Source organism: Flavobacterium rhizophilum, from assembly GCF_046000485.1.
Classification (GTDB): domain Bacteria; phylum Bacteroidota; class Bacteroidia; order Flavobacteriales; family Flavobacteriaceae; genus Flavobacterium; species Flavobacterium rhizophilum.
In genome coordinates, this window is record NZ_JBELQB010000007.1 from 54,914 (window position 1) to 75,769 (window position 20,856).

Genomic DNA, 20,856 nt, shown 5'->3' on the forward strand with positions numbered 1-20,856 from the left:
TACTTAAATTTGCAACAAATTTTTACACATTGAAAAAACTGTTTTTTATTCTGCTCTCATTTTTAGCTTTTTACAGCTCCCCTGCCCTTGCCCAGGAAAAAATAAGAGTACTGCATACCGACTATACCGATAAAAACGAGAACGAAGTACCGGGTGCCATTACCCTTATAGGCAATGTTGAAGTAGAACATAACGGTTCTGTTATGAAATGTAACAAAGCCTATATACTGGAAAAGGAAAACTACCTTAAGGCTTACGGTAATATAAAATTCAATCAGGGAGATACCCTGCACATGAACAGTGATTATGCCGAATATAACGGTAACAAGAACTTTGCATTTGCATCGGGCAACGTAGTAATGCGTTCCCCGGAAATGACCCTTACTACCGATACCATTTATTTTGACCGAAACAAACAGGAAGCGTATTACAATTCATACGGTACCATAGTAAACGGAGACAATACACTTAAAAGCAAATCAGGAAGGTTTTACGCCAATCAAAAAAAATACCAGTTCCTTACAGCGGTTACGTTAACCAATCCGCAGTACGTATTAAAATCAAACCATCTTGATTATTATACCAACTCGGGACACTCCTACGTATTCGGACCAACAACTATTACAAGTGAGGAGAACTATATTTATACTGAAAAAGGATTTTACGACACCAAAAAGAACTTTGCACACCTGTTAACCAACTCTTATATTAAATATGACACTCAGGTTATAAAGGGTGATAGCATTTATTATGACAGGAACAGGGAATTCTCATCGGCAACTAATAATGTAAGAGTTACCGATACGGTAAACAAATTTGTAGCAAGAGGGCATTATGCCGAAGTATACAAGCAACTGGATTCCCTTTACCTTACTAAAAGAGCCGAAGTGGTAACACTGGTAGAGAAAGATTCGCTTTATACTCATGCCAAGCAAATAGTAATAACAGGTAAGGAAGGCGAAAGAGTTGTGAGAGGTTATAATGATGCGCGTTTCTACAAAGTAGACATGAGCGGTAAATGTGATTCTATCCATTCTGAAGAAGTAACCGGACTAACACAGCTTATTGGCCGCCCTGTGATATGGAACGGCAAAAGCCAGCTTACGGGTGATGTTATGCACCTTATATCAGACACTAAGACTGAAAAGCTGGACTCTCTAAAGGTAATCAACAATGCCTTTATGATACAACTGGATACCATATCGGCAAAAAAAACACCTAACAACCCTAACTATAACCAGATAAAAGGAAAAAACCTGTATGGTAAGTTTAAAGATAACAAACTCTCGTATGTAGAGTTTAACAAAAATACTGAGAAGATACTCTACAACTATGACAAGGAGAACCTGATAGGGATAGACAAAAGTATGAGTAGCAAAATTAGCATGCATTTTGTTGACAATGAATTATCTCAGGTTTTTTCACACAACAACGTAGACGCAACAACCTATCCTCCCAGCATGTTCCCCGATAATATTAAAAAACTAAGAGGCTTTATTTGGCGTGGCGATGAGATGATTGAGAAACGGGAAGACATTTTCCCTCCCGAAGAACAGGAACTTCACGAACAAATCGTAAAAGAAAGTCTGGAAAAGAAAAAAGAGGAAGACACACCTATGGAAGTGCTCCAGGAAACGCTTGATTATGACAAGAACAACCCTAAGCCTAAACCTCCTGTAAGTAAAGAATAATACATTTACATTATGATTAATGACTTTTTAAAGTACCAGGCACAAACTTCTCCCCACCCGCTGGGAATGGAAGTTTCTCACGCCAGGGGCTCTTATATATATGATACTAACAACAAAGCCTATCTTGACTTTGTAGCCGGAGTATCGGCAGCCAGCCTGGGGCATCAGCACCCAAGGGTAAACAATGCTATAATCGATCAGCTTAACAAGTATTCGCATGTTATGGTATATGGCGAGTATGCACAACATCCTGCTACAGAATTTTGCAGGCTTTTAGCCCAAAACCTTCCGGCGAAGCTTAACAAGACCTACCTAACCAATTCGGGTACCGAAGCTACCGAAGGAGCTTTAAAACTGGCACGCAGGGTTACAGGTAGGAGTCAGCTAATATCATGCTTTAATGCTTACCACGGCAATACTATGGGCTCTATGAGCGTTATGGGATTTGAGGAACGCAAGCAAATATTCAGGCCTTTAATTCCGGATGTAGATTTCATTACCTTTAACAATGAGGAGGACCTGCAAAAAATAACCACAAAAACAGCCGGTATTATACTGGAAACCATACAGGGTGGCGCTGGTTTCATACAGCCGGAGAACGATTTCCTCAAAAAGGTAAGAGAGCGCTGTGACGAAGTAGGTGCGGTAATGATACTCGATGAGATACAACCGGGCTTTGGTCGTACTGGAAAACTGTTCGGCTTCCAAAACTATGATATCGTTCCTGACGTAATTATTATGGGGAAAGGTATGGGCGGAGGAATGCCTGTAGGCGCCTTCACGGCATCGGAAGAAATGATGGACCTGCTTAGCCACGATCCTAAACTGGGACATATTACCACCTTTGGCGGGCATCCGGTTATTGCAGCAGCCTGTCTTGCTACATTACAGGAACTGACCGAAACCGACATAATGGCACAAACCCTGGAAAAGGAAAAACTGTTTAGGGAACTACTGGCACACCCTTTAATAGAAGATGTAAGAGGTCGCGGACTAATGCTTGCAGCAATGACCAAAAGTGATGACATCACTAACAGAGCCATTTTAAGATGCCAGGAAAAGGGACTTATTCTTTTTTGGCTACTGTTTGAAGGTAAGGCTATAAGGATAACTCCTCCACTAACTATCTCAAACGAAGAGATTAAAGAGGGATGTGGCATTATTATTGAAGTATTAAATGAGATTTTAGCAGAACAATAACAGGATTAAACCCTCAAAAAATTGTTAATTAAATTGTTCAAAACAAATAAGGATATATTCTTATTGAGTGTTACATTTTGTAACTTTAATAAGGATAATTTTAAACTAAAGGGAGTATGAATTTGAGCCACGAAGAAGAAGATCGCAGTTTATCCTTATCAAAGTTCGAATCAATGTTGAAAACCAACAAAGTATTCTTCTTTGATTCCGAAGAGTTTGAAGATATTATTCTTCATTATCTTGACTCCGGAAAAATTAATTTAGCTAAGAAGGCCTTAAAATTAGGTTTGGAACAACACCCCAAATCAACAGGCTTAAAATTAGTACAGGTTGAACTATTAGTGTTTGATGACAGGCTTGATATTGCCGAAAGATTACTTAACGATCTTTATGCCATCGAACCTACAAACGAAGAAATTTACATCCAAAAAGCCAATATTTATTCTAAAAGGGACCAACACGATAAAGCTGTAGAGTTGCTTAATGTTGCCCTTAAGTATACAGATGATTATGCTGATGTATACTCACTTATTGGTATGGAATACCTGTTTATGGATAACCTTGAACAGGCAAAAGAAAGTTTTATTAAGTGTCTTGAAGAAGATACTGACGACCACTCTGCATTATACAATGTAGTGTATTGCTTTGACTTTTTAGACCAAAACCTTGAAGCAATTGATTTCCTTAACAGCTTTATTGACCGAAACCCATATAGTGATGTGGCATGGCACCAACTGGGCCGCCAGTACTATGCAGTAAACAATTTCGAGCAGGCGTTAAGGGCTTTTGATTATGCTACCCTTATTGACGAGAGTTTCCTTGGTGCTTTTCTTGAAAAAGCAAAAACCCTTGAAAAACTAAAACGTTATGAGGATGCTATTGAGTGCTACAATATTACTATGGAGCTTGATGACCCCACCTCTTTTGCACTGCTTCGAGTAGGTAAGTGTTATGAAAGGCTTGGCAATCATGAAAAAGCTCTTAAATTTTATTTAAAAACGGTTCACGAAGATCCGTTACTGGATAAGGCATGGATAGCTATTACTGATTTTTATATCCGTCGCCAAAATTACCAGAAAGCACTTTACTATGCCAACAAAGCAATAGGCATAGACAACGAAAATAAAATGTACTGGAAACGCTATGCCATAATTAACAAGGCGCTTAACTTCCATGAAGAGGCTGAAGAGGGTTATCGCAAAGCTGTAGAGTATGGCGATTACCAGTTAGATACATGGTTGTTTTGGACAGACACACTTCAGTTCCTTGGTGAATATGAAACAGCTGCAAATACCCTGCTACAGGCATCTGAATACTATCCTGAAGAGTATGAGGTAGAATACCGCCTTGCGGGATTGTACTTTATGATGCATCAGGAAGATAAAGGTGTTTTCCACCTTAGCAACGGGCTTAGGCTTAATTTTAAAAACCATGTTCTTTTAGAAGAGTTTTTCCCTACTATATGGGAAAACACTACCGTACAGGAAACCATTAAAAAGAACAGGGCTAAATAAGAGAGAAATAAATACCGTAATATTGGCTGGCAACATAGAATTTATAATCTTTGTTGCCAGTTTTTATTTACAAAAACCACCAACACATAAATTAACAATTAGAACACAGCCTGATAACAAAGAAATAGCAATCTTTGTGAGAAGCTTTTATAAATTGAGCCAAATAAATGAAGGACATTTTGAAAAAGAAGTCAAAAAAAATATACGGACTTGTAGGCAAAGGGATTAGCTATTCGTTTTCTGCCAAATATTTTAATGATAAATTCACCAAAAAGGAGCTGGATAACTGCTATTATCAGAATTTTGATTTGGAATATATTGGCGAACTAAGAAACATTATTGAGGAAACCAAAAAGCTTAGAGGCCTTAATGTTACCATTCCGTATAAGGAAGATGTTATTTCACTGCTCGATTCGCTTCATAAAACAGCGCGTGTAATAGGTGCAGTAAACACCATAACCATTTCCAAAAAAGGAAAACTTAAAGGTTATAATACCGATCATACCGGATTTAAAAAAGCATTAAAACCATTATTGGAATCACACCACAAAAAAGCACTTATACTGGGTACTGGCGGAGCATCTAAAGCCATTGCCTATGCCCTGCGCAAACTAAAAATAGAGTACGACTTTGTTTCCCGAAAGGAAAGCGATGTGATATTTTCATACAATGAGCTGGACAGGGAAATTTTTGAGGAGTACCAAATCATCATTAACACTACACCACTGGGCACTCATCCTAATATAGACGAATGTCCGCCACTGGATTACAGCCTGTTTACCGATAAACATATTGCCTTTGATTTGGTATACAATCCGGAAGAAACAACCTTTATGAGAAAGGCCGCAGAGCACGGAGCCAAAACATCTAACGGGTATAAGATGCTAGTATACCAGGCAGAGAAAGCCTGGAAGATATGGAATAAATAAAAATTTAAATATTTAAACCTATTTAAATCAAAAAGTTAACTAAATATTCAAAACCAAACTATAATTAACATAATATAGCGTTTTTTTTTGAATTTTAAACAGGCTTTACTATCTTCGGGAAGTAAAGCACAATATAAACCTTAAGCATTTAAAGAAATGTTAGAAGAAAAGAATGATAACCTGCAGGATGCAGATGGAAAGGAGTTAAAGGAACTAAACGGAGCAATAGACAAGAATGAACTTGCCAACGAACCCAATGAAGAAAACAAAGGGCTTAATGAATTTGGCGATATTCATGAAACCGAAGGGCAAATGCCTTTTGCTCCCGAAGAACTATTGAGTGCAGGAAACAAAGAAAACGAGCAGGAAGGCACTCCTAAGAAAAAATCAGCAGTCGAAGCGATAGAAGATTCTAATGCAGAAGACAGCGAAGATGATTCCGCTTCAGAAAGGCATAATATACCTATGCAGAACTACGAAGCCTTTTCTATGGAAAAACTTACCGATGAGCTGGAAAAATTAGTGGCTCACGAGAAAGTAATGTCTGTTAAAGAGCACGTTGAAGAAATAAAGAAAGAATTTTATTCTAAATACAATCATCTCATCGAAGAGAAAAGGGATGAATACAGCCATGACAATGATGGCGACACATCTGGGTTTGAATATCACTTCCCGTTAAAAAACAGGTTTGATTCTGCCTACAGCGAATACAGAGATAAAAGAAATGCACATTTCAAATCACTGCAAAATAACCTTAAAGCCAATCTTGAAAAAAGGGTTGCCCTCATAGAAGAGCTTAAAAGGGTTATAGATGGCGACGAGAGTATAAGCGATTCGCTTAAACACGTTAACACCATTCGTGAACAGTGGAAAAACGCCGGACCTATCCCGCGTGATAAATACAACCATGTTTGGAATAACTTCCATTTTCATATTGAGCGTTTTTACGATCATCTTCACCTAGATAGGGAAGCACGCGATTTAGACTTTAAGCACAACCTTGAGCAAAAGCAAAAAATTATAGAGCGTGTTGAAGAACTGTTACAGGAAGAAGATATTAATAAGGCCTTTAGGGAACTCCAGTCTTTACATAAAATATGGAAAGAAGAAATAGGGCCTGTAGACAGAGAACACCGCGAGGAAATATGGAATCAGTTTAGTGAGCTTACAAAACAATTACACGATAAGCGTGAGGCCTTTTTCGCTCAACTAAGAGGCAAGGAAGAAGAAAACCTAGCGAAGAAAAAAGAAATCATTGCCAAAATTGAGGAGATTGCTAAAGAAAAAGTTAGCTCTCATAATGCATGGCAGGGACAAATAGAAAAAATAGAAGCTTTACGATCTGCTTTCTTTGAAGCAGGTAAAGTACCTATTGAAGTGAACGAAGATACCTGGGCTCACTTTAAGTCGGCAGTAAGAGAGTTTAATTCTAACAAAAACGCTTTCTACAAGGACATTAAGAAAGAACAACAGGATAATCTTTCCAAAAAAATGGAACTGGTAGAAAAGGCAGAATCACTTAAAGACAGTGAAGACTTTAGCGCTACCACTCCTATAATGAAACAGATTCAGGAAGACTGGAAAAAAATAGGACACGTTCCAAGAAAGTATTCTGATAAAGTTTGGAAAGAGTTTAAAGCGGCATGTAACCATTATTTTGACAGGCTTCACGCTGTAAGAAATGAGGTTAACAAAGAGGAAATTGAGGCTTTTGACAAGAAGAAAGAATACCTTGAAGACCTTAAGAGTTTTGAACTTACAGGCGATCACAAAACCGATCTTGATGCTATTAAGCAACATATAGACAACTGGAAAAGCCTGGGTCGTGTACCACAGTCAAGACGCCATATTGAAGGTAAATTCAATAAAATACTGGATGCACTGTTTGATAAACTAAGCATGTCTAAAAAAGAGGCTGAGATGGTTAAATTTAATAACCGACTTGAGCAGCTTGTAGACAATGATGATACCCGCAAACTTGAAAACGAACAGATTTTCATTATGCGTAAGATTGACGAGGTACAAAGCGAAATACTACAGCTGGAAAACAATATTCAGTTTATCTCTAACGCGAAGGATGATAATCCTTTTATAAAAGAGATACACAAAAATATTGACCGCCATAAGGAAGAGTTAAAAACCTGGAAGGAAAAACTTAAACAAATAAGAAACATCCAACAGGAAAATAACGAATAACAAAAAAGCCATCTCAGTGAGATGGCTTTTTAATTTTATAATTTTTTGGCTTCATTCCAAAACACATCCATTTCGGCTAGTGTCATATCGGCAAGTGATTTACCCATTTCACCCGCTTTACTTTCAAGGTAGGTAAAACGATTGATGAATTTTTTATTGGTACGCTCCAGGGCATCTTCGGGGTTTACATTTAAAAAACGTGCATAATTAATCATGGAAAACAGCACATCACCAAATTCTGATTCGATTTTATCCTGATCACTTCCCTGTACCTCATCATGCAGTTCCTGTAACTCTTCCTGTACCTTTTCCCAAACCTGCTCGGGTTCTTCCCAGTCAAACCCTACTCCTTTTGCCTTGTCCTGAATACGACTGGCCTTTACAAGTGCAGGCAAACTTTTAGGCACACCTTCCAGTACTGATTTTTTCCCCTCCTTTAGCTTAAGCTTTTCCCAGTTTTGTTTTACCTCCTCTTCATTTTCCACCTTTACATCACCATAAATATGTGGGTGGCGGTGTATTAGCTTTTCACATATTTCGTTTGCCACATCGGCTATATCAAAATCGTTTGTTTCACTTCCTATTTTTGCATAAAACACAATGTGCAGCAATATATCACCCAGTTCCTTTTTAACTTCCTGCAGGTCGTTATCCAGTATGGCATCACCCAGTTCATAGGTTTCCTCAATGGTTAGGTGACGCAGGTTCTGTAAGGTTTGTTTCCTGTCCCACGGGCACTTTTCCCTCAAATCGTCCATTATATCCAGTAACCTGTTAAAAGCCTCTAATTGCTGCTGTCTTGTATTCATAAGAAGTATGTTTTAAACAAAGATAAAATATAAAAAGAGTTTATCCCTAATGAGTATTTTATAAGTGTGTAAAATAAAAAATCCTGCCGCTGTATGGGATAGCGACAGGATTAGTTAATTTAGTAAGAAAAATTTTTATTCCTCTGATTTAACTTCCGCTTCGGCAGCAGGAGCTTCTTCACCTTCACCTTCTGCAGGCTCATCTTTAGAAACAAGCCCTTTAGGCTGAAGCATGTTATACCAGTTAAGTATTTTTTTAATGTCAGAAGCATATACTCTGTCTTCGTCAAAGTCAGGAAGCACTTCTCTAAAATAGTCCGTAAGCTTATCGTTGCTTTCTTTGTGAGAAATAGCAGGTCCGTTATCTTCTTTTTTAGCGATTGCAGTGAATACTTCACTTAGTCTAACTTCTCCGTCATACGTATAAATAGAGATCTCAGATAAAAGGCTAACATTACTTCTTAAACCTACAGTAATTTTTTTACCATCTACTAAAGACTCTGCAACAAACCCTGTACGGGTTTGTAATTTAAGGGCATATAAACCCGGTTTTCCTGAAATTGATAATATTTTCTGAATGCTCATTATTGTTGTTTTTTTTAAGGGAGACAAATATCTAATCTTTGACTATAAAAACAAAAATTATCTGCCTTTTTTGGCAACAAATTTCATTTTATAATCAGGTCTTGTTTTCCCTTCCATTATATTTTGCAGTTTTTTCTTAATAAGCTTCTTTTTAAGCGTAGAAATCCTGTCTGTAAACAATATACCTTCTATATGGTCATACTCATGCTGAATCACCCTTGCAATAAGTCCGTCATACACATCGGTATGCTTATTAAAGTTCTCATCATAGTATTCAATTGTTATTCTTTCTTTACGGTATACATCTTCACGTACATCCGGTATACTAAGGCAACCTTCGTTAAAGCCCCATTCTTCTCCTTCTTCCTTAGTGATAACAGGGTTTATAAACGCCTTTTTAAAACCGCTTAACTGCTCCTGCTCTTCTTTACTAAGCTCTTCATCATCTGCAAACGGACTCGTATCTATAACAAATAGCCTGACAGCAAGCCCTACCTGTGGTGCAGCAAGCCCTACACCATAAGCATTATACATCGTCTCAAACATATTAGCAACCAGCTCACTAAGATTAGGATAATCCTGTGGTATATCTTCTCCTTTTTTCCTTAAAACCGGATCGCCATATCCTATAATCGGTAAAATCATATCTATTTTAATTTATTTTGGGCTGAGCGCAAAAATAGTAAATAAAAACGATACTCTTTTTGCCAAAACCCCATATAATGCCAAATGCTAAAGTTTTGTGAGAATTAACTCGTAAACAAACATAGTTTTTAAAGCATTTAGTAACTTTGCACATCATTCGGACACGTATGATTGAGAGATTAAGACGCTTTGCAGACAGCACCAATTTTACTAAAGCAGTTATAGTAACCATAGCTTCGGCAATGCCGCTTATTATACTCACACAACTGGGATACTTTCAATATGGTATCGCTGTGGCACTGGGCTCTTTTCTTACCTATCCTGCCGATATTCCCAGTAATTTACAGCACAAAGTAAGAGGGTTACTTATCACTACACTAATAGTATCGGGCTGTACCCTTATGGTAAACCTGTTACACCCTGTACCATTGCTTTTTTATCCGTTTGCCATAGTTATGGTATTTTTTCTTTCTATGATTTCGGTTTACGGGCAAAGGGCAACTATGGTATCGTTTTCCGGACTGCTTGCTATAGCACTTGCAACAGGGCACCTTCGTGACGGATGGGATATTGCAATATACACTGCACTTTCGCTTGCCGGCGGACTTATATACACCACCATATCAGTACTGTTCAAGCTTGTTAGCCCACACCGCTATACTGAACTCCAAATGGTAGAATGCCTTAAACTTACTGCTAAGTACATGAAACTGCGCGGTAACCTTTGGGAAAAAGATGCCGACAGGGAAAAAATAGTAGAGAAACAGCTACACCTACAGGTGGAGTTAAACACCATACACGAGAGTTTAAGGGAGATACTTATACGTAACAGGTCTACAGCGGGTAGTTCCAACCGTACCCGTAAAATGCTGTTGGTTTTTATATCCATGGTAGATATACTGGAACTGGCGCTCTCTACCTCATTTGACCACAGTAAGCTACAGCACAAATTCAGTGAACACCCTAAGGTGCTTGACACCTACCAAAACCTGGCCTACAACTTAGGAGCTTCCCTTAAAAGGATTGCCAAAAGTATAGAGAACCGAAAAAAATACATTTCGAAACACAACCTTATTGAAGATTTGGAAAGTGTAGAAAGAGCCATAGAATCTTACCGTAACGCTCTTAGTGAGGCTGAAGCTTCTGAAGGGGTATGGATGCTTTTAAACATGCTGCACTATGCCGAGAAGCAGGTAGAAAAGATCAAGACTATTGAAAGAGCTTTTACCTCTACCATGAACTTTAAGGATTTAAAGGAAAGGGATAAAGACCTTCAAAAATTCCTTACACCCGAATATTACCCTTTTAGGACACTTAAAGAAAACCTTAGTTTATCGTCTACTATTTTCAGGCACTCATTACGATTAACGGTTACCATGATTATAGGTTTTAGTTTAGGACTTATTTTCCAAATGCAAAATCCTTACTGGATACTCCTAACCATAATCGTGATTATGCGTCCCGGTTATGGCCTCACCAAACAACGCTCCTTTCAGCGTATAATAGGTACGGTTGCTGGTGCAGTAATTGCTTTCGCCCTGTTAAGTGTTATAAAAAGTACATCTGTAATTGCGATACTGGCTGTCACCGCTATGGTACTTGGGCTTGCCTTCACCTCTATAAACTACAGTATAGGGGCTACTTTTGTTACTATATACGTGGTGTTCCTGTATGGTATGCTTACCCCAAATGTTAGGGAAGTAATTCAATATAGGGTATTCGATACTGCCGTTGGTGCAGTACTGGCTTTTGCAGCCAACTATTTCCTGTGGCCTGCCTGGGAGTTTTTGAGCCTTCCGGTATATATTAAAAAATCTATTGAGGCTAACAGGAATTACCTTAATGAAATATCCCTTTTTTATAACGAGAAAGGAAGCGTATCCACCGCCTATAAACTAGCCCGTAAAAGCGCCTTTGTAGAACTGGGTAATCTGATGTCGTCCTACCAGCGTATGATACAGGAACCTAAATCAAAACAAAAACAGGTACAGCAGGTATACAAACTGGCAGTACTTAATCATACACTTGTATCGTCACTGGCGTCACTGGGTACTTATATACAGTCACACAAAACATCAAAAGCATCTGAAGCTTTTAATGTGGTGGTTAATGCCGTTATAAAAAATCTGGATCATTCTGTAGCATTACTTTCTGCAGAAACATCTTCTGAAACTTACTGTTCTGATAAGGAAGAACTGGCTATGCGTTTTACAGAGCTTAGAAACATAAGAGCACGTGAGCTAAAAGAAAGCACACCTGATGATGAAAATGAATTCCGTTTAAAAATGGAGGAAGCCAACCTGATAATAGAACAGTTGGTTTGGCTTAACGGGCTATCGGAAAAAATACTTACCGCAACAAAACAACTGGAACTTACCAAATAAAAAAATCCCCTGCGATGCAGGGGATTTTCATGTATATACTATTGTATTAATCTTCTAAGCTTACAAGGCCAAGCATCTTTTCAGAATGCTTTCTTACTTCCTTAAGAAGTTCCTCGTTCTCATTAAGCGGCTGCCCGAAAGAAGGTATCATTTCCTTAAGTTTAGCCTGCCATTCCGGCGAAGCTACCTTTTCAGGAAAACAACGCTGAATAAGATCAAGCATTATAGATACTGCTGTAGAAGCTCCAGGAGATGCCCCTAAAAGCACTGCAAGAGACCCATCGGCACTATTAATAACCTCAGTACCAAACTCAAGTTTACCACCTTTTTCCTCATCCTTTTTGATAACCTGAACACGTTGTCCGGCAGTTTCAAGAACCCAGTCTTCCATCTTAGCATCCGGAAGGTATTCTTTAAGCGCTTCAAGCCTGTCGGCCTTAGATTGTGTTACCTGCTCAATAAGATATTTGGTAAGTGACATGTTATGGTAACCTGCCGCAAGCATTGGCCCAATGTTGTTTGCCTTGATAGAAGTAGGCAAATCAAAGTAAGAACCGTTTTTAAGGAACTTGGTACTAAACCCGGCATAAGGGCCGAATAACAACTCTCTTTTACCGTTTATCATACGGGTATCAATGTGAGGAACTGACATAGGCGGTGCTCCAACCGATGCTTTACCGTATACTTTGGCCTGGTGTTTTTTAATAACTTCTTCGTTAACGCATTTAAGCCACTGGCCGCTTACAGGGAAACCACCAAAACCGCTACCTTCAGGAATATCTGCTTTCTCCAGTAGGTGAAGTGATCCTCCGCCGGCACCAATAAACACGAACGGTGTGTATTGCCTGAACTTTTTACCCGTTTCAAGATTTTTGATTTTAAGTTTCCATTTTCCGTTGCCAAGGCCTGAACGTCTCATACTCGATACTTCGTGACCGAAGTAAAGGTTTACCCCTTCCTGCTCACCTAACCATGCAAACATATCACGTGTTAGCTCGCCAAAGTTAACATCGGTACCAATTTTCATATTGGTCGCTGCAATAGGCTGTTTCTCATCACGCCCTTCCATAACAAGAGGCATCCATGATTTGATGGTTTCCCTTTCGGTAGAGAATTCCATTCCTTTAAAAAGCGGGAATTTCTGTAAAGCCTCAAAACGTTTTTTAAGGTACTCCACATTCTCTTCTCCCCAAACAAAGCTCATGTGTGGTACACTCCTCACAAAATCTTCGGGGTTAGTAATACGGTTTTTCTCTACAAGGTAAGCCCAAAATTGTTTTGAAACCTCAAACCATTCAGCAATCTTCACAGCTTTTACAGTTTCTATAGAGCCATTGGGAAGCTCGGGAGTATAGTTTAGTTCACAAAAAGCAGAGTGCCCTGTACCCGCATTATTCCATGCATCAGAACTTTCGGCAGCTGCCACATCCAGCCTTTCATAAATATCAATCTTTACTTCAGGCATAAGCTCCTTCAGGAACATACCTAAAGTGGCGCTCATTATACCAGCGCCAATAAGAACCACATCTGGTTCGTACTGTATAGTAGTGGACATTGTGTAAATTTTGAAAGTGCAAAGTTAATTTTTAACTATCAAAAAACTATCATAAACCACCCCTATACTTATGTTAAAGTTAATTTTTATGAAATGTTAACAAAAAGTTATATTTTTTTTCTTGATAAATAATCCTGAAGCAAAATTGTTGCAGAAATCTCATCAATTAAAGCTTTATTCTGCCTTTGTTTCTTTTTAAGCCCACTATCTATCATGGTTTGAAAGGCCATCTTACTTGTAAAACGTTCGTCAACCCTTTCTAATTCCATATCAGGAAATTGGAGTTTAAATTTCTCTACAAAAGCGTTAATTAGCGGCGCACTTTGTGAAGGCTCGTTATTCATCTGTTTTGGCTCTCCAACAAGTACTTTTCCTACATTTTCCTTAGCGAAATAATCGGTTAAAAAGTCTATTAATTTAGGGGTATCTATAGTGGTTAGCCCCGATGCTATTATCTGCATATCATCGGTTACTGCTATACCTGTTCTTTTTTGTCCGTAATCTATTGCCAGTACTCTCATTTTGTTTTTAATTAAAAGTTTCAGGTTACAGTTTATACAGAAAGCTAAACCAACTTACCCATACGCAAAAGTAATGGAAAATAAACTTTTTTATCCCCTTTTTGCCAGGCTTCTCTCAGTGTTTCCCTAATCAGATCGATAGGGTTAGAGTTATTCTGTTTTATATAATGCTGCACTGCCGACCATGTTTCTAAATACCCTATAAGCTGCTCAAACTCCCAGGTAAACTCATTTACAAACTTAGGGGTTTCCTGCTCTTCAAAAGGAAATGGTATTGTAGTATAGTTTTCATCAAGGTATTTCCTCTCAGGATCCCAATACGGACCAACTATATCTGTATAAAAATCATGTAGTACCCTGTCGGCTCTGGCATTGGTATAAAGTAGTCCGTAACCCAATACTGCAAACAATCCGTTCGGTTTTAATATGCGATATATCTCCTTATAAAAAGCATCAAAATCAAACCAGTGTATTGCCTGTGCCACAGTAACCAAATCAAAGGTTTGAGCATTAAAGCCTGTTTTTTCGGCAGGGCTAACGCTATAAACTATGTTATCCTTTTTAATGGCATTATCCAGCTGTTTTTGGCTGATATCAGTAGCAAACACTTTTTTTAAATGCTCTGACAGTGCCCCGGCTACCTGTCCGTTTCCGGTAGCAACATCAAGCGCCGTTTCTTTATCTGCAACCTGGGACACTACAAAATCAATCATCTCTTTAGGATAAGAGGGACGAAACCGGGCATATAAACCAGCCTGAGTGGAAAAATTATCTTTCATACTTTGATTCGCTAATACCGTAAAGATACCAAATAAGAAGTAATTTAATAGAATGGCGTTAGTTTGTGATATTTGTTTATTCGTTTTCAGTTTTGTAACACCTATGCTTATCTTTGCACAAAATAAAATTTGAACATGAGCAATTTACAAACCATTATAGAACAGGCCTGGGAAAACAGAGCCCTGTTACAGGAAGAGACAACAACAAATGCGATTCGTGAGGTTATTGAGCAGCTTGACTTAGGTAAACTTCGTGTTGCCGAACCAATTGAAGGCGGATGGCAGGTTAACGAATGGGTTAAGAAAGCAGTGGTTATGTATTTCCCTATCCAGAAAATGGAAACCCTTGAAGCAGGTATTTTTGAATACCACGACAAAATGCCTTTAAAACGTAATTATGCCGAAAAAGGTGTTCGTGTAGTACCAAATGCTGTCGCGCGTCATGGTGCTTATATCTCATCGGGTGTTATTCTTATGCCAAGTTATGTAAACATTGGTGCCTATGTAGATGAAGGCACAATGGTAGATACTTGGGCAACTGTGGGTAGTTGTGCTCAAATTGGTAAAAATGTTCACCTTAGCGGTGGTGTAGGTATTGGTGGTGTATTAGAACCGTTACAAGCCGCTCCGGTTATTATTGAAGATGGTGCCTTTATAGGTTCAAGATGTATAGTGGTAGAAGGTGTAAAAGTAGAAAAAGAAGCCGTACTTGGCGCTAACGTTTGCCTTACTGCCTCTACAAAAATTATTGATGTTACAGGAAATACTCCTGTAGAGATGAAAGGTATTGTACCTGCACGCAGCGTAGTTATACCGGGTAGCTATACCAAAAAATTTGCAGCCGGAGAATATCAGGTTCCGTGTGCGCTTATCATTGGTAAACGTAAAGAATCTACCGATCTTAAAACTTCCCTTAACAATGCACTTAGGGAGTATGACGTAGCAGTATAATCATATTGTTCATATAGCAAAAAAGGGATTGTTTCCACAATCCCTTTTTTATTTCCTTTTCCCTTTCAGCTTTCGTTTCAGGTATTTCTTTTTGGTAATCTTCTTTTTAAAAGCTACCGTTTTTTCCATCAATATCGCATAAAGCTTTTCGGCAGGCTGATTACTTAATTCGGCATACTTATTGGCCATAATCTTAACCATAGCACGCGATGGCCATAACTTTTTAAAGTTATCCATACGGGTCTCGATATCCATATCCTCAAACTTCATCCTGTTAAGATCTATAAGGTAAAAATCATAATTAGCGTTCCCCCTATTTACTATAAGTGTATTTCCCGGCGAATGGTCTAAAAAGTTAACCCTGTTTTCATGCATTTTAAAGGTAAACTCAGTAAACTGTTCCAATATCTCCCTTCGGTTTTCAAACATTGGGTCGTGTATCAGCTCCCTAAAAGTGAAATCATAATCTATATGCCTGCATATGTAAAAACTCTCCTTTAGCCCTGTTGCAGTACGTTCTTCAACATAAGCAATAGGAAAAGGCGTAAGTATATCATGCTCCAAAAGGTACTGCGCATACTCAAACGACCGCCTCGCCTTAGAGGGCCTTAACCACGAATACACTACCGAATTCATTGCATTAGGCCTTTTAAAGTACTTAATATTGACTTTTTCGTCGCCTAATATATTAATCTTTATAATGTTTCGGGAGCCTTTAACCAGCAGTTGCCCCTCGTTGTGAAATCCCTGCACCAAACTGAGTATTAAGTCTTTTTGGGAAGCATAGTCGGGATGGGTATAGATGTTTAAAGGCATAGGATAATTTTGCCTTAAAAGTAGAAAAAAAGTATTACTTTGCAATAGATTTAGTTGTATGAAGAAAGTACTTATTATCCAAAATAAGCGAATAGGCGACGTTTTAATCGCATCGGTAATTGCCAATAACTTTAAAGCAAAATATCCCGACAGTGAAATCCACCTTATGGCATACGATTTCACCGAAGGTGTGGTAATGAACAACCCTAATATTGACCGCTTTATTTCGCTTAATGAGAAGGAACTGAAAAGACTCCCTGTACTTATTGAAACCATACAACAGGTAAGAGCTGAAAAATATGATATTATTTTTGACTCCTATTCCAAAACCCAAAGCAGGATTATCTGTAAATTTTCGGGAGCTAAAATGACCATTGGCAACAAAAGCCGTAAAAAACTGGGCAACTGGGGGTATTACACCCACCCTACCCGTCCTTTAAAGGAAGGAACACATATTTGCGGTAAAGCCATTGAAGACCGCATACACCTGTTACAGATGGCAGGAAATTTTGAACCGGTAGACTATGAGCCACACATATTCCTTTCTGAAGAAGAAAAGAAAGAAGACTGGCTAAACAAATACAGTGATAAAAAGGTTATTGTTATGGGGGTACTGGGCAGTACACCACAAAAATCAATGCCTTATGAGTATGTTGCCGAAATGTGCGACTTTATTACCGAAAACTACAACGTGTACATCTTTTTCAACTATGCACCACACCAAAAGGAGGAGGCAATAAAAATTTATGAGATGTGCAAATACAAAGAAAACATCATACTTGATATATACCCTAAAACCATACGCGACTTTATAAAAGTAATGTACCAGGCCGATGCTCTTGTGGCTAACGAAGGCGGAACGGTACACATCGCCAAGGCTTTAGGCAAACCTACCTTCACTATTTTCTCTCCTTATGTAAACAAAGCACACTGGGCCAGTTTTGAGGATGGCAAATTCCATAAAAGCGTACACCTGCTGGAAATGAAACCTAACCTGTTTGACAGCTTTACTTATGATGAGCGAAAGAAAATAGAGAAAGATCCGCACGAACTTTACAAACAACTTACGCCCGAAATGATTTTACCGGAACTGGACGCTTTCCTTAAAAGTAACCAATAGACCAAAAAAAAGCACCGTTATTTAACGATGCCGTGGTCTGTCCATTTTCTTTTCTCGGTTCGGGTTACTTTCCTTATCGATCTGTTTTTATTTATTGATTCGGGAGTTGCATAGCCCCTAGGGTGATCCAAGTGCAGGCAAATGGTACTGTAGCGTATCTGCTTTGGTATAATACCATAGTTAACCAGTCTTTCACCCAGTTCCCTGTCCTGTCCGCCATACTGCATTCTTTCATCAAAACCGTTTATAGCCTTGATGTCTTTTATCCAACCGGAAGAGTTATGTCCGTTCCAACTTGGCTTCGTAGTAGTTACCATATTAAGTATAGCACTCTTTATCCCCATGGCATCTACCTTATTATTTTTAAACGAGGTAGCCATACCATTCTTTTTAAGCCAGTCTACATCAAAACATCTGCCCGAATATATATCTTCTTTAGAAAGTGATTTTGAAAGCTCCATAGGCAGTTTATGGTATCCTCCCGAAAGGAAATATCCCTCTTCCCTATACTTAATGTGCTGCTCCACAAAATCAGGACGTGGTATGCAGTCTCCGTCACTCATTAACACATAATCTGTAGTACAGGCGAGTATTGCCTTGTTCAAGATTTGTGATTTTTGGAATCCGTTATCTTCATGCCAAACGTGAATAATAGGATAAGAAACCTCTTCCCTCATATCATCAATCATTTGCTTTGTATCTTCACGTGAGCCATCATCTGCAATAACCATTTCAAACTCTTTATAAGTTTGAGTGTTATAACCCCATAGCACTTTTTTCAGCCACTCTACCGAATTGTATGTACTAATTATTACAGAAATATTCTTTTGCATCATGCCGCAAAGATAATTCAATTTTTTTTAGTTTTGTGTAATTCTAATCCGCGCTACAGCTTATGAATAAACTTTCTGTAATTATCCCAGCCTACAACGAAGAAGCCTATATAGAGGATGCTGTAAAATCAGTTAAGGAAGCCTATGAGATTATTGTAATAGACTCTTACAGTACTGACAGTACAAAAGAAAAGGCACAGGCACTGGGATGCAAGGTTATAGAAAGAAAGTTTGATAATTTTTCGGCACAAAAAAACTTTGCCCTTCCACACGCTACAGGAGACTGGGTACTGTTTATGGATGCCGATGAACGCGTTACCCAAAAACTGTGGTTTGAAATACAGGATACCATAGCCAACCCAAAACACCAAGGTTATAAAATTAAGTTCCTGCATTTTTACATGAACCGCTTTTTATACCACAAAATAGACCGCGTTACCAGGCTGGTAAAAAACAATGATATTAAGTTTACCGGAGATGTACATGAAAAACTAAATGTAAACGGCAGTATAGGCGAGCTTAAAAACTTTATGGTTCACTATACCTACAAGGGCTTTTTTCACTGGCTGCAAAAAAAGGACTCATATGCATGGTTTCAGGCCGGAATGAGTTTTAAAAAAGGTAAAAAGGTTACTTATTTCCATCTTATCTTTAAACCCATGTATCGTTTTTTCCATACCTACATTATTAAACGAGGCTTTTTAGACGGTGTACCGGGGCTTGCCCTTGCCAGTATTAATGCCTACGGAGTACTATCCCGTTATGCAAAATTATTGCTGCTGCAAAGAGGCTTAAAATAATTTTAGCTTGCCAAACTTCAGTTTTAGCTTAAATTTAAAAAGGCTGTCTTCGCCCTTTACATCAATACGCTGTATTTCGTAGTTTTCCCTTAACGGATATTTATTAATCCTGTTGCCTATTTTAAGCCCCATTTTCATTCCGTTTTTATCAAGCAATTGCTTAAAATGTGACTTTGCAGGTTCCTTTTTAGGGTAATTACCATAAGGGTAAGCCACAGCAGGGTAAACATCAAGATTATTTTCGTCAATAAAAGTACGGCATTGGTCAAAATCGTTATTTATCTCTTCATCGCTCATTTGAGCATAACGACCATGTATAAAAGAGTGATACCCCAGCTCAATTAAATCACAGTTTAACGACTGTAACTGTTGTACATCCATAATAGGTTCGGCACCCTTATTCCACCAGTCTGATTTACCCACATAATTAAACGGAATAAAAAAGGTTGCCTTAAGCTTATATTTCTCTAACAAGGGTACGGCAAACTCTAGTTGATTCACTGTAACATCATCAAAAGTTATTACAATTCCCTTACTCTTAATATTTTCATTTTTTTCGAGTTCAGATAAATGAAAAGTAGTATAATTGCATGCCAGATATTGAAATTGCTCCTCTAGTTTTTGTTGCGAAATTGTCAGCCCTTTGCTCATTTCGTTAAAAGCGCACACGTTATGATACATTAAAACGGGTAATTGTGTCATTATTTTTAAAAATTTAGTAAGTGTAAAATTATTACATTTGCCAATTATATAACATTTATGCCAGAAAATAATTTGAGTACGAAAATAACTGCCCTCGCCATTACTTATAATGAAGAAGAGAATATAAACAGGTATGTGGAAAGCCTGTCTTTTGCAGACGAAATTATTATCGTAGACTCATACAGCACCGATGCTACCGAGAAACTGGCAAACGAACTTAACGTAAAGTTCATTAAAAACGAATTTACTGATTTTTCCAGCCAAAGAAATTTCGCCATAGAGCAGGCATCTAACGACTGGATATTATTTTTTGACCTCGACGAAATTGTTACCCCTGCTCTTGAAACCGAGATAAAACAAGCCGTAGAAAACAAAGACGGTATTGTTGCTTACTTTGTTAAGCGTAAGTTCCATTTTATGGGTAAACACATTCGCTATGGCGGATGGAGAACAGATAAGGCTGTTCGTGTTTTTAATAAAAAACACTGTAAATATACCGGACTTGTACACGAAGTGATTACAGCAAAAGGAAGAGTATGCACCCTAAAGGAAAAAGTAGACCATTACAGTTATAAAAGCTTTGACAATTACAACAATAAGCTAAACCTTTACAGTAAACTACAGGCAGAAAACCTGTATGGAAGAAAAGTAAGGCCAAATGCCTACCACTTTTTATTCAGGCCGTTTTACCGTTTTTGCTGGCAGTATTTTTACAGGCTGGGTATACTTGATGGTAAAGAAGGCTTTGTACTCGCCTACATCCACTCATTCTCGGTATTTAAACGTTACATTCAGCTTTGGATGAAGTACAGAAAAATAAGCTAGA

General features: G+C 38.3%; 19 protein-coding genes. 10 read left to right on the forward strand and 9 right to left on the reverse strand.

Annotation, left to right across the window (positions count from 1 at the left end; translation table 11 throughout):
- Positions 1-29 precede the first annotated feature (29 nt).
- The 5 genes from ABS768_RS10365 (at position 30) to ABS768_RS10385 (ending at position 7,530) form a co-directional block, all read left to right on the forward strand.
- Positions 30-1,691 carry an OstA-like protein gene (locus tag ABS768_RS10365; RefSeq protein WP_408074904.1) on the forward strand — a complete coding sequence of 554 codons (1,662 nt, stop codon included), beginning with the start codon at positions 30-32 and terminating at the stop codon, positions 1,689-1,691.
- Positions 1,692-1,703: 12 nt separating this feature from the next.
- Positions 1,704-2,891: an aspartate aminotransferase family protein gene (locus tag ABS768_RS10370; protein WP_408074905.1), complete on the forward strand. Its 1,188-nt coding sequence runs from the start codon at positions 1,704-1,706 to the stop codon at positions 2,889-2,891.
- A gap of 116 nt (positions 2,892-3,007) precedes the next feature.
- The gene (locus ABS768_RS10375) at positions 3,008-4,405 is read left to right on the forward strand and encodes a tetratricopeptide repeat protein (protein ID WP_408074906.1); all 1,398 of its coding nucleotides are present in this window, start codon (positions 3,008-3,010) and stop codon (positions 4,403-4,405) included.
- Between the two features lie 167 nt (positions 4,406-4,572).
- On the forward strand, positions 4,573-5,334 hold the full coding sequence (locus ABS768_RS10380; RefSeq protein WP_408074907.1) for a shikimate dehydrogenase family protein: 762 nt from the start codon (positions 4,573-4,575) through the stop codon (positions 5,332-5,334).
- A 156-nt stretch (positions 5,335-5,490) separates the two neighbouring features.
- Complete coding sequence (locus tag ABS768_RS10385) at positions 5,491-7,530, forward strand: DUF349 domain-containing protein (protein WP_408074908.1); 2,040 nt, start codon at positions 5,491-5,493, stop codon at positions 7,528-7,530.
- 35 nt (positions 7,531-7,565) lie between these two features.
- Here ABS768_RS10385 and mazG read toward each other — a convergent pair whose 3' ends face one another.
- The 3 genes from mazG to def form a co-directional block, all read right to left on the reverse strand.
- Positions 7,566-8,339 carry a nucleoside triphosphate pyrophosphohydrolase gene (mazG, locus tag ABS768_RS10390; protein ID WP_408074909.1) on the reverse strand — a complete coding sequence of 258 codons (774 nt, stop codon included), beginning with the start codon at positions 8,337-8,339 and terminating at the stop codon, positions 7,566-7,568.
- A 135-nt stretch (positions 8,340-8,474) separates the two neighbouring features.
- Entirely contained in the window at positions 8,475-8,924 is a 450-nt protein-coding gene (locus tag ABS768_RS10395; protein ID WP_408074910.1) for a DUF5606 family protein, read from the reverse strand.
- A 57-nt stretch (positions 8,925-8,981) separates the two neighbouring features.
- A complete protein-coding gene (def, locus tag ABS768_RS10400) occupies positions 8,982-9,569 on the reverse strand; it encodes a peptide deformylase (protein WP_408074911.1) in 588 nt (195 codons plus the stop codon).
- 167 nt (positions 9,570-9,736) lie between these two features.
- Here def and ABS768_RS10405 point away from each other — a divergent pair, with 167 nt between their 5' ends.
- A complete protein-coding gene (locus ABS768_RS10405; protein ID WP_408074912.1) occupies positions 9,737-11,953 on the forward strand; it encodes an FUSC family membrane protein in 2,217 nt (738 codons plus the stop codon).
- Positions 11,954-11,999: 46 nt separating this feature from the next.
- On the opposite strand, the gene ABS768_RS10410 is transcribed toward ABS768_RS10405, so the two are convergent.
- The 3 genes from ABS768_RS10410 to ABS768_RS10420 form a co-directional block, all read right to left on the reverse strand.
- Positions 12,000-13,508, reverse strand: a complete 1,509-nt coding sequence (locus ABS768_RS10410) for a malate:quinone oxidoreductase (RefSeq protein WP_408074913.1) — start codon at positions 13,506-13,508, stop codon at positions 12,000-12,002.
- Between the two features lie 107 nt (positions 13,509-13,615).
- Positions 13,616-14,029: a Holliday junction resolvase RuvX gene (gene ruvX, locus ABS768_RS10415; RefSeq protein WP_408074914.1), complete on the reverse strand. Its 414-nt coding sequence runs from the start codon at positions 14,027-14,029 to the stop codon at positions 13,616-13,618.
- A gap of 44 nt (positions 14,030-14,073) precedes the next feature.
- Positions 14,074-14,808, reverse strand: a complete 735-nt coding sequence (locus ABS768_RS10420) for a class I SAM-dependent methyltransferase (protein ID WP_408074915.1) — start codon at positions 14,806-14,808, stop codon at positions 14,074-14,076.
- 135 nt (positions 14,809-14,943) lie between these two features.
- Between ABS768_RS10420 and ABS768_RS10425 the strand changes: the two genes are divergently transcribed.
- Positions 14,944-15,759: a 2,3,4,5-tetrahydropyridine-2,6-dicarboxylate N-succinyltransferase gene (locus ABS768_RS10425; protein ID WP_408074916.1), complete on the forward strand. Its 816-nt coding sequence runs from the start codon at positions 14,944-14,946 to the stop codon at positions 15,757-15,759.
- A gap of 48 nt (positions 15,760-15,807) precedes the next feature.
- Here ABS768_RS10425 and ABS768_RS10430 read toward each other — a convergent pair whose 3' ends face one another.
- A complete protein-coding gene (locus ABS768_RS10430) occupies positions 15,808-16,575 on the reverse strand; it encodes a lipopolysaccharide kinase InaA family protein (protein ID WP_408074917.1) in 768 nt (255 codons plus the stop codon).
- Between the two features lie 58 nt (positions 16,576-16,633).
- Between ABS768_RS10430 and ABS768_RS10435 the strand changes: the two genes are divergently transcribed.
- Positions 16,634-17,695, forward strand: a complete 1,062-nt coding sequence (locus tag ABS768_RS10435) for a glycosyltransferase family 9 protein (protein WP_408074918.1) — start codon at positions 16,634-16,636, stop codon at positions 17,693-17,695.
- Positions 17,696-17,712: 17 nt separating this feature from the next.
- Here ABS768_RS10435 and ABS768_RS10440 read toward each other — a convergent pair whose 3' ends face one another.
- Positions 17,713-18,531, reverse strand: coding sequence for a glycosyltransferase family 2 protein (locus tag ABS768_RS10440; protein ID WP_408075069.1), 819 nt, complete (start codon positions 18,529-18,531; stop codon positions 17,713-17,715).
- Between the two features lie 59 nt (positions 18,532-18,590).
- Between ABS768_RS10440 and ABS768_RS10445 the strand changes: the two genes are divergently transcribed.
- On the forward strand, positions 18,591-19,328 hold the full coding sequence (locus ABS768_RS10445; RefSeq protein ID WP_408074919.1) for a glycosyltransferase family 2 protein: 738 nt from the start codon (positions 18,591-18,593) through the stop codon (positions 19,326-19,328).
- On the opposite strand, the gene ABS768_RS10450 is transcribed toward ABS768_RS10445, so the two are convergent.
- Positions 19,320-19,979 carry a polysaccharide deacetylase family protein gene (locus tag ABS768_RS10450; RefSeq protein WP_408074920.1) on the reverse strand — a complete coding sequence of 220 codons (660 nt, stop codon included), beginning with the start codon at positions 19,977-19,979 and terminating at the stop codon, positions 19,320-19,322. The genes ABS768_RS10445 and ABS768_RS10450 overlap by 9 nt on opposite strands.
- A gap of 123 nt (positions 19,980-20,102) precedes the next feature.
- Here ABS768_RS10450 and ABS768_RS10455 point away from each other — a divergent pair, with 123 nt between their 5' ends.
- The gene (locus tag ABS768_RS10455) at positions 20,103-20,855 is read left to right on the forward strand and encodes a glycosyltransferase family 2 protein (RefSeq protein WP_408074921.1); all 753 of its coding nucleotides are present in this window, start codon (positions 20,103-20,105) and stop codon (positions 20,853-20,855) included.
- Position 20,856: the final 1 nt, after the last annotated feature.

Bases quoted from the DNA above. Each gene is read 5' to 3' on its own strand.
- ABS768_RS10370 (WP_408074905.1), top strand. From the start codon at position 1,704: ATGATTAATGACTTTTTAAAGTACCAGGCACAAACTTCTCCCCACCCG.
- ABS768_RS10375 (WP_408074906.1), top strand. From the start codon at position 3,008: ATGAATTTGAGCCACGAAGAAGAAGATCGCAGTTTATCCTTATCAAAG.
- ABS768_RS10380 (WP_408074907.1), top strand. From the start codon at position 4,573: ATGAAGGACATTTTGAAAAAGAAGTCAAAAAAAATATACGGACTTGTA.
- ABS768_RS10385 (WP_408074908.1), top strand. From the start codon at position 5,491: ATGTTAGAAGAAAAGAATGATAACCTGCAGGATGCAGATGGAAAGGAG.
- mazG (WP_408074909.1), bottom strand. From the start codon at position 8,339: ATGAATACAAGACAGCAGCAATTAGAGGCTTTTAACAGGTTACTGGAT.
- ABS768_RS10395 (WP_408074910.1), bottom strand. From the start codon at position 8,924: ATGAGCATTCAGAAAATATTATCAATTTCAGGAAAACCGGGTTTATAT.
- def (WP_408074911.1), bottom strand. From the start codon at position 9,569: ATGATTTTACCGATTATAGGATATGGCGATCCGGTTTTAAGGAAAAAA.
- ABS768_RS10405 (WP_408074912.1), top strand. From the start codon at position 9,737: ATGATTGAGAGATTAAGACGCTTTGCAGACAGCACCAATTTTACTAAA.
- ABS768_RS10410 (WP_408074913.1), bottom strand. From the start codon at position 13,508: ATGTCCACTACTATACAGTACGAACCAGATGTGGTTCTTATTGGCGCT.
- ruvX (WP_408074914.1), bottom strand. From the start codon at position 14,029: ATGAGAGTACTGGCAATAGATTACGGACAAAAAAGAACAGGTATAGCA.
- ABS768_RS10420 (WP_408074915.1), bottom strand. From the start codon at position 14,808: ATGAAAGATAATTTTTCCACTCAGGCTGGTTTATATGCCCGGTTTCGT.
- ABS768_RS10425 (WP_408074916.1), top strand. From the start codon at position 14,944: ATGAGCAATTTACAAACCATTATAGAACAGGCCTGGGAAAACAGAGCC.
- ABS768_RS10430 (WP_408074917.1), bottom strand. From the start codon at position 16,575: ATGCCTTTAAACATCTATACCCATCCCGACTATGCTTCCCAAAAAGAC.
- ABS768_RS10435 (WP_408074918.1), top strand. From the start codon at position 16,634: ATGAAGAAAGTACTTATTATCCAAAATAAGCGAATAGGCGACGTTTTA.
- ABS768_RS10440 (WP_408075069.1), bottom strand. From the start codon at position 18,531: ATGATGCAAAAGAATATTTCTGTAATAATTAGTACATACAATTCGGTA.
- ABS768_RS10445 (WP_408074919.1), top strand. From the start codon at position 18,591: ATGAATAAACTTTCTGTAATTATCCCAGCCTACAACGAAGAAGCCTAT.
- ABS768_RS10450 (WP_408074920.1), bottom strand. From the start codon at position 19,979: ATGAGCAAAGGGCTGACAATTTCGCAACAAAAACTAGAGGAGCAATTT.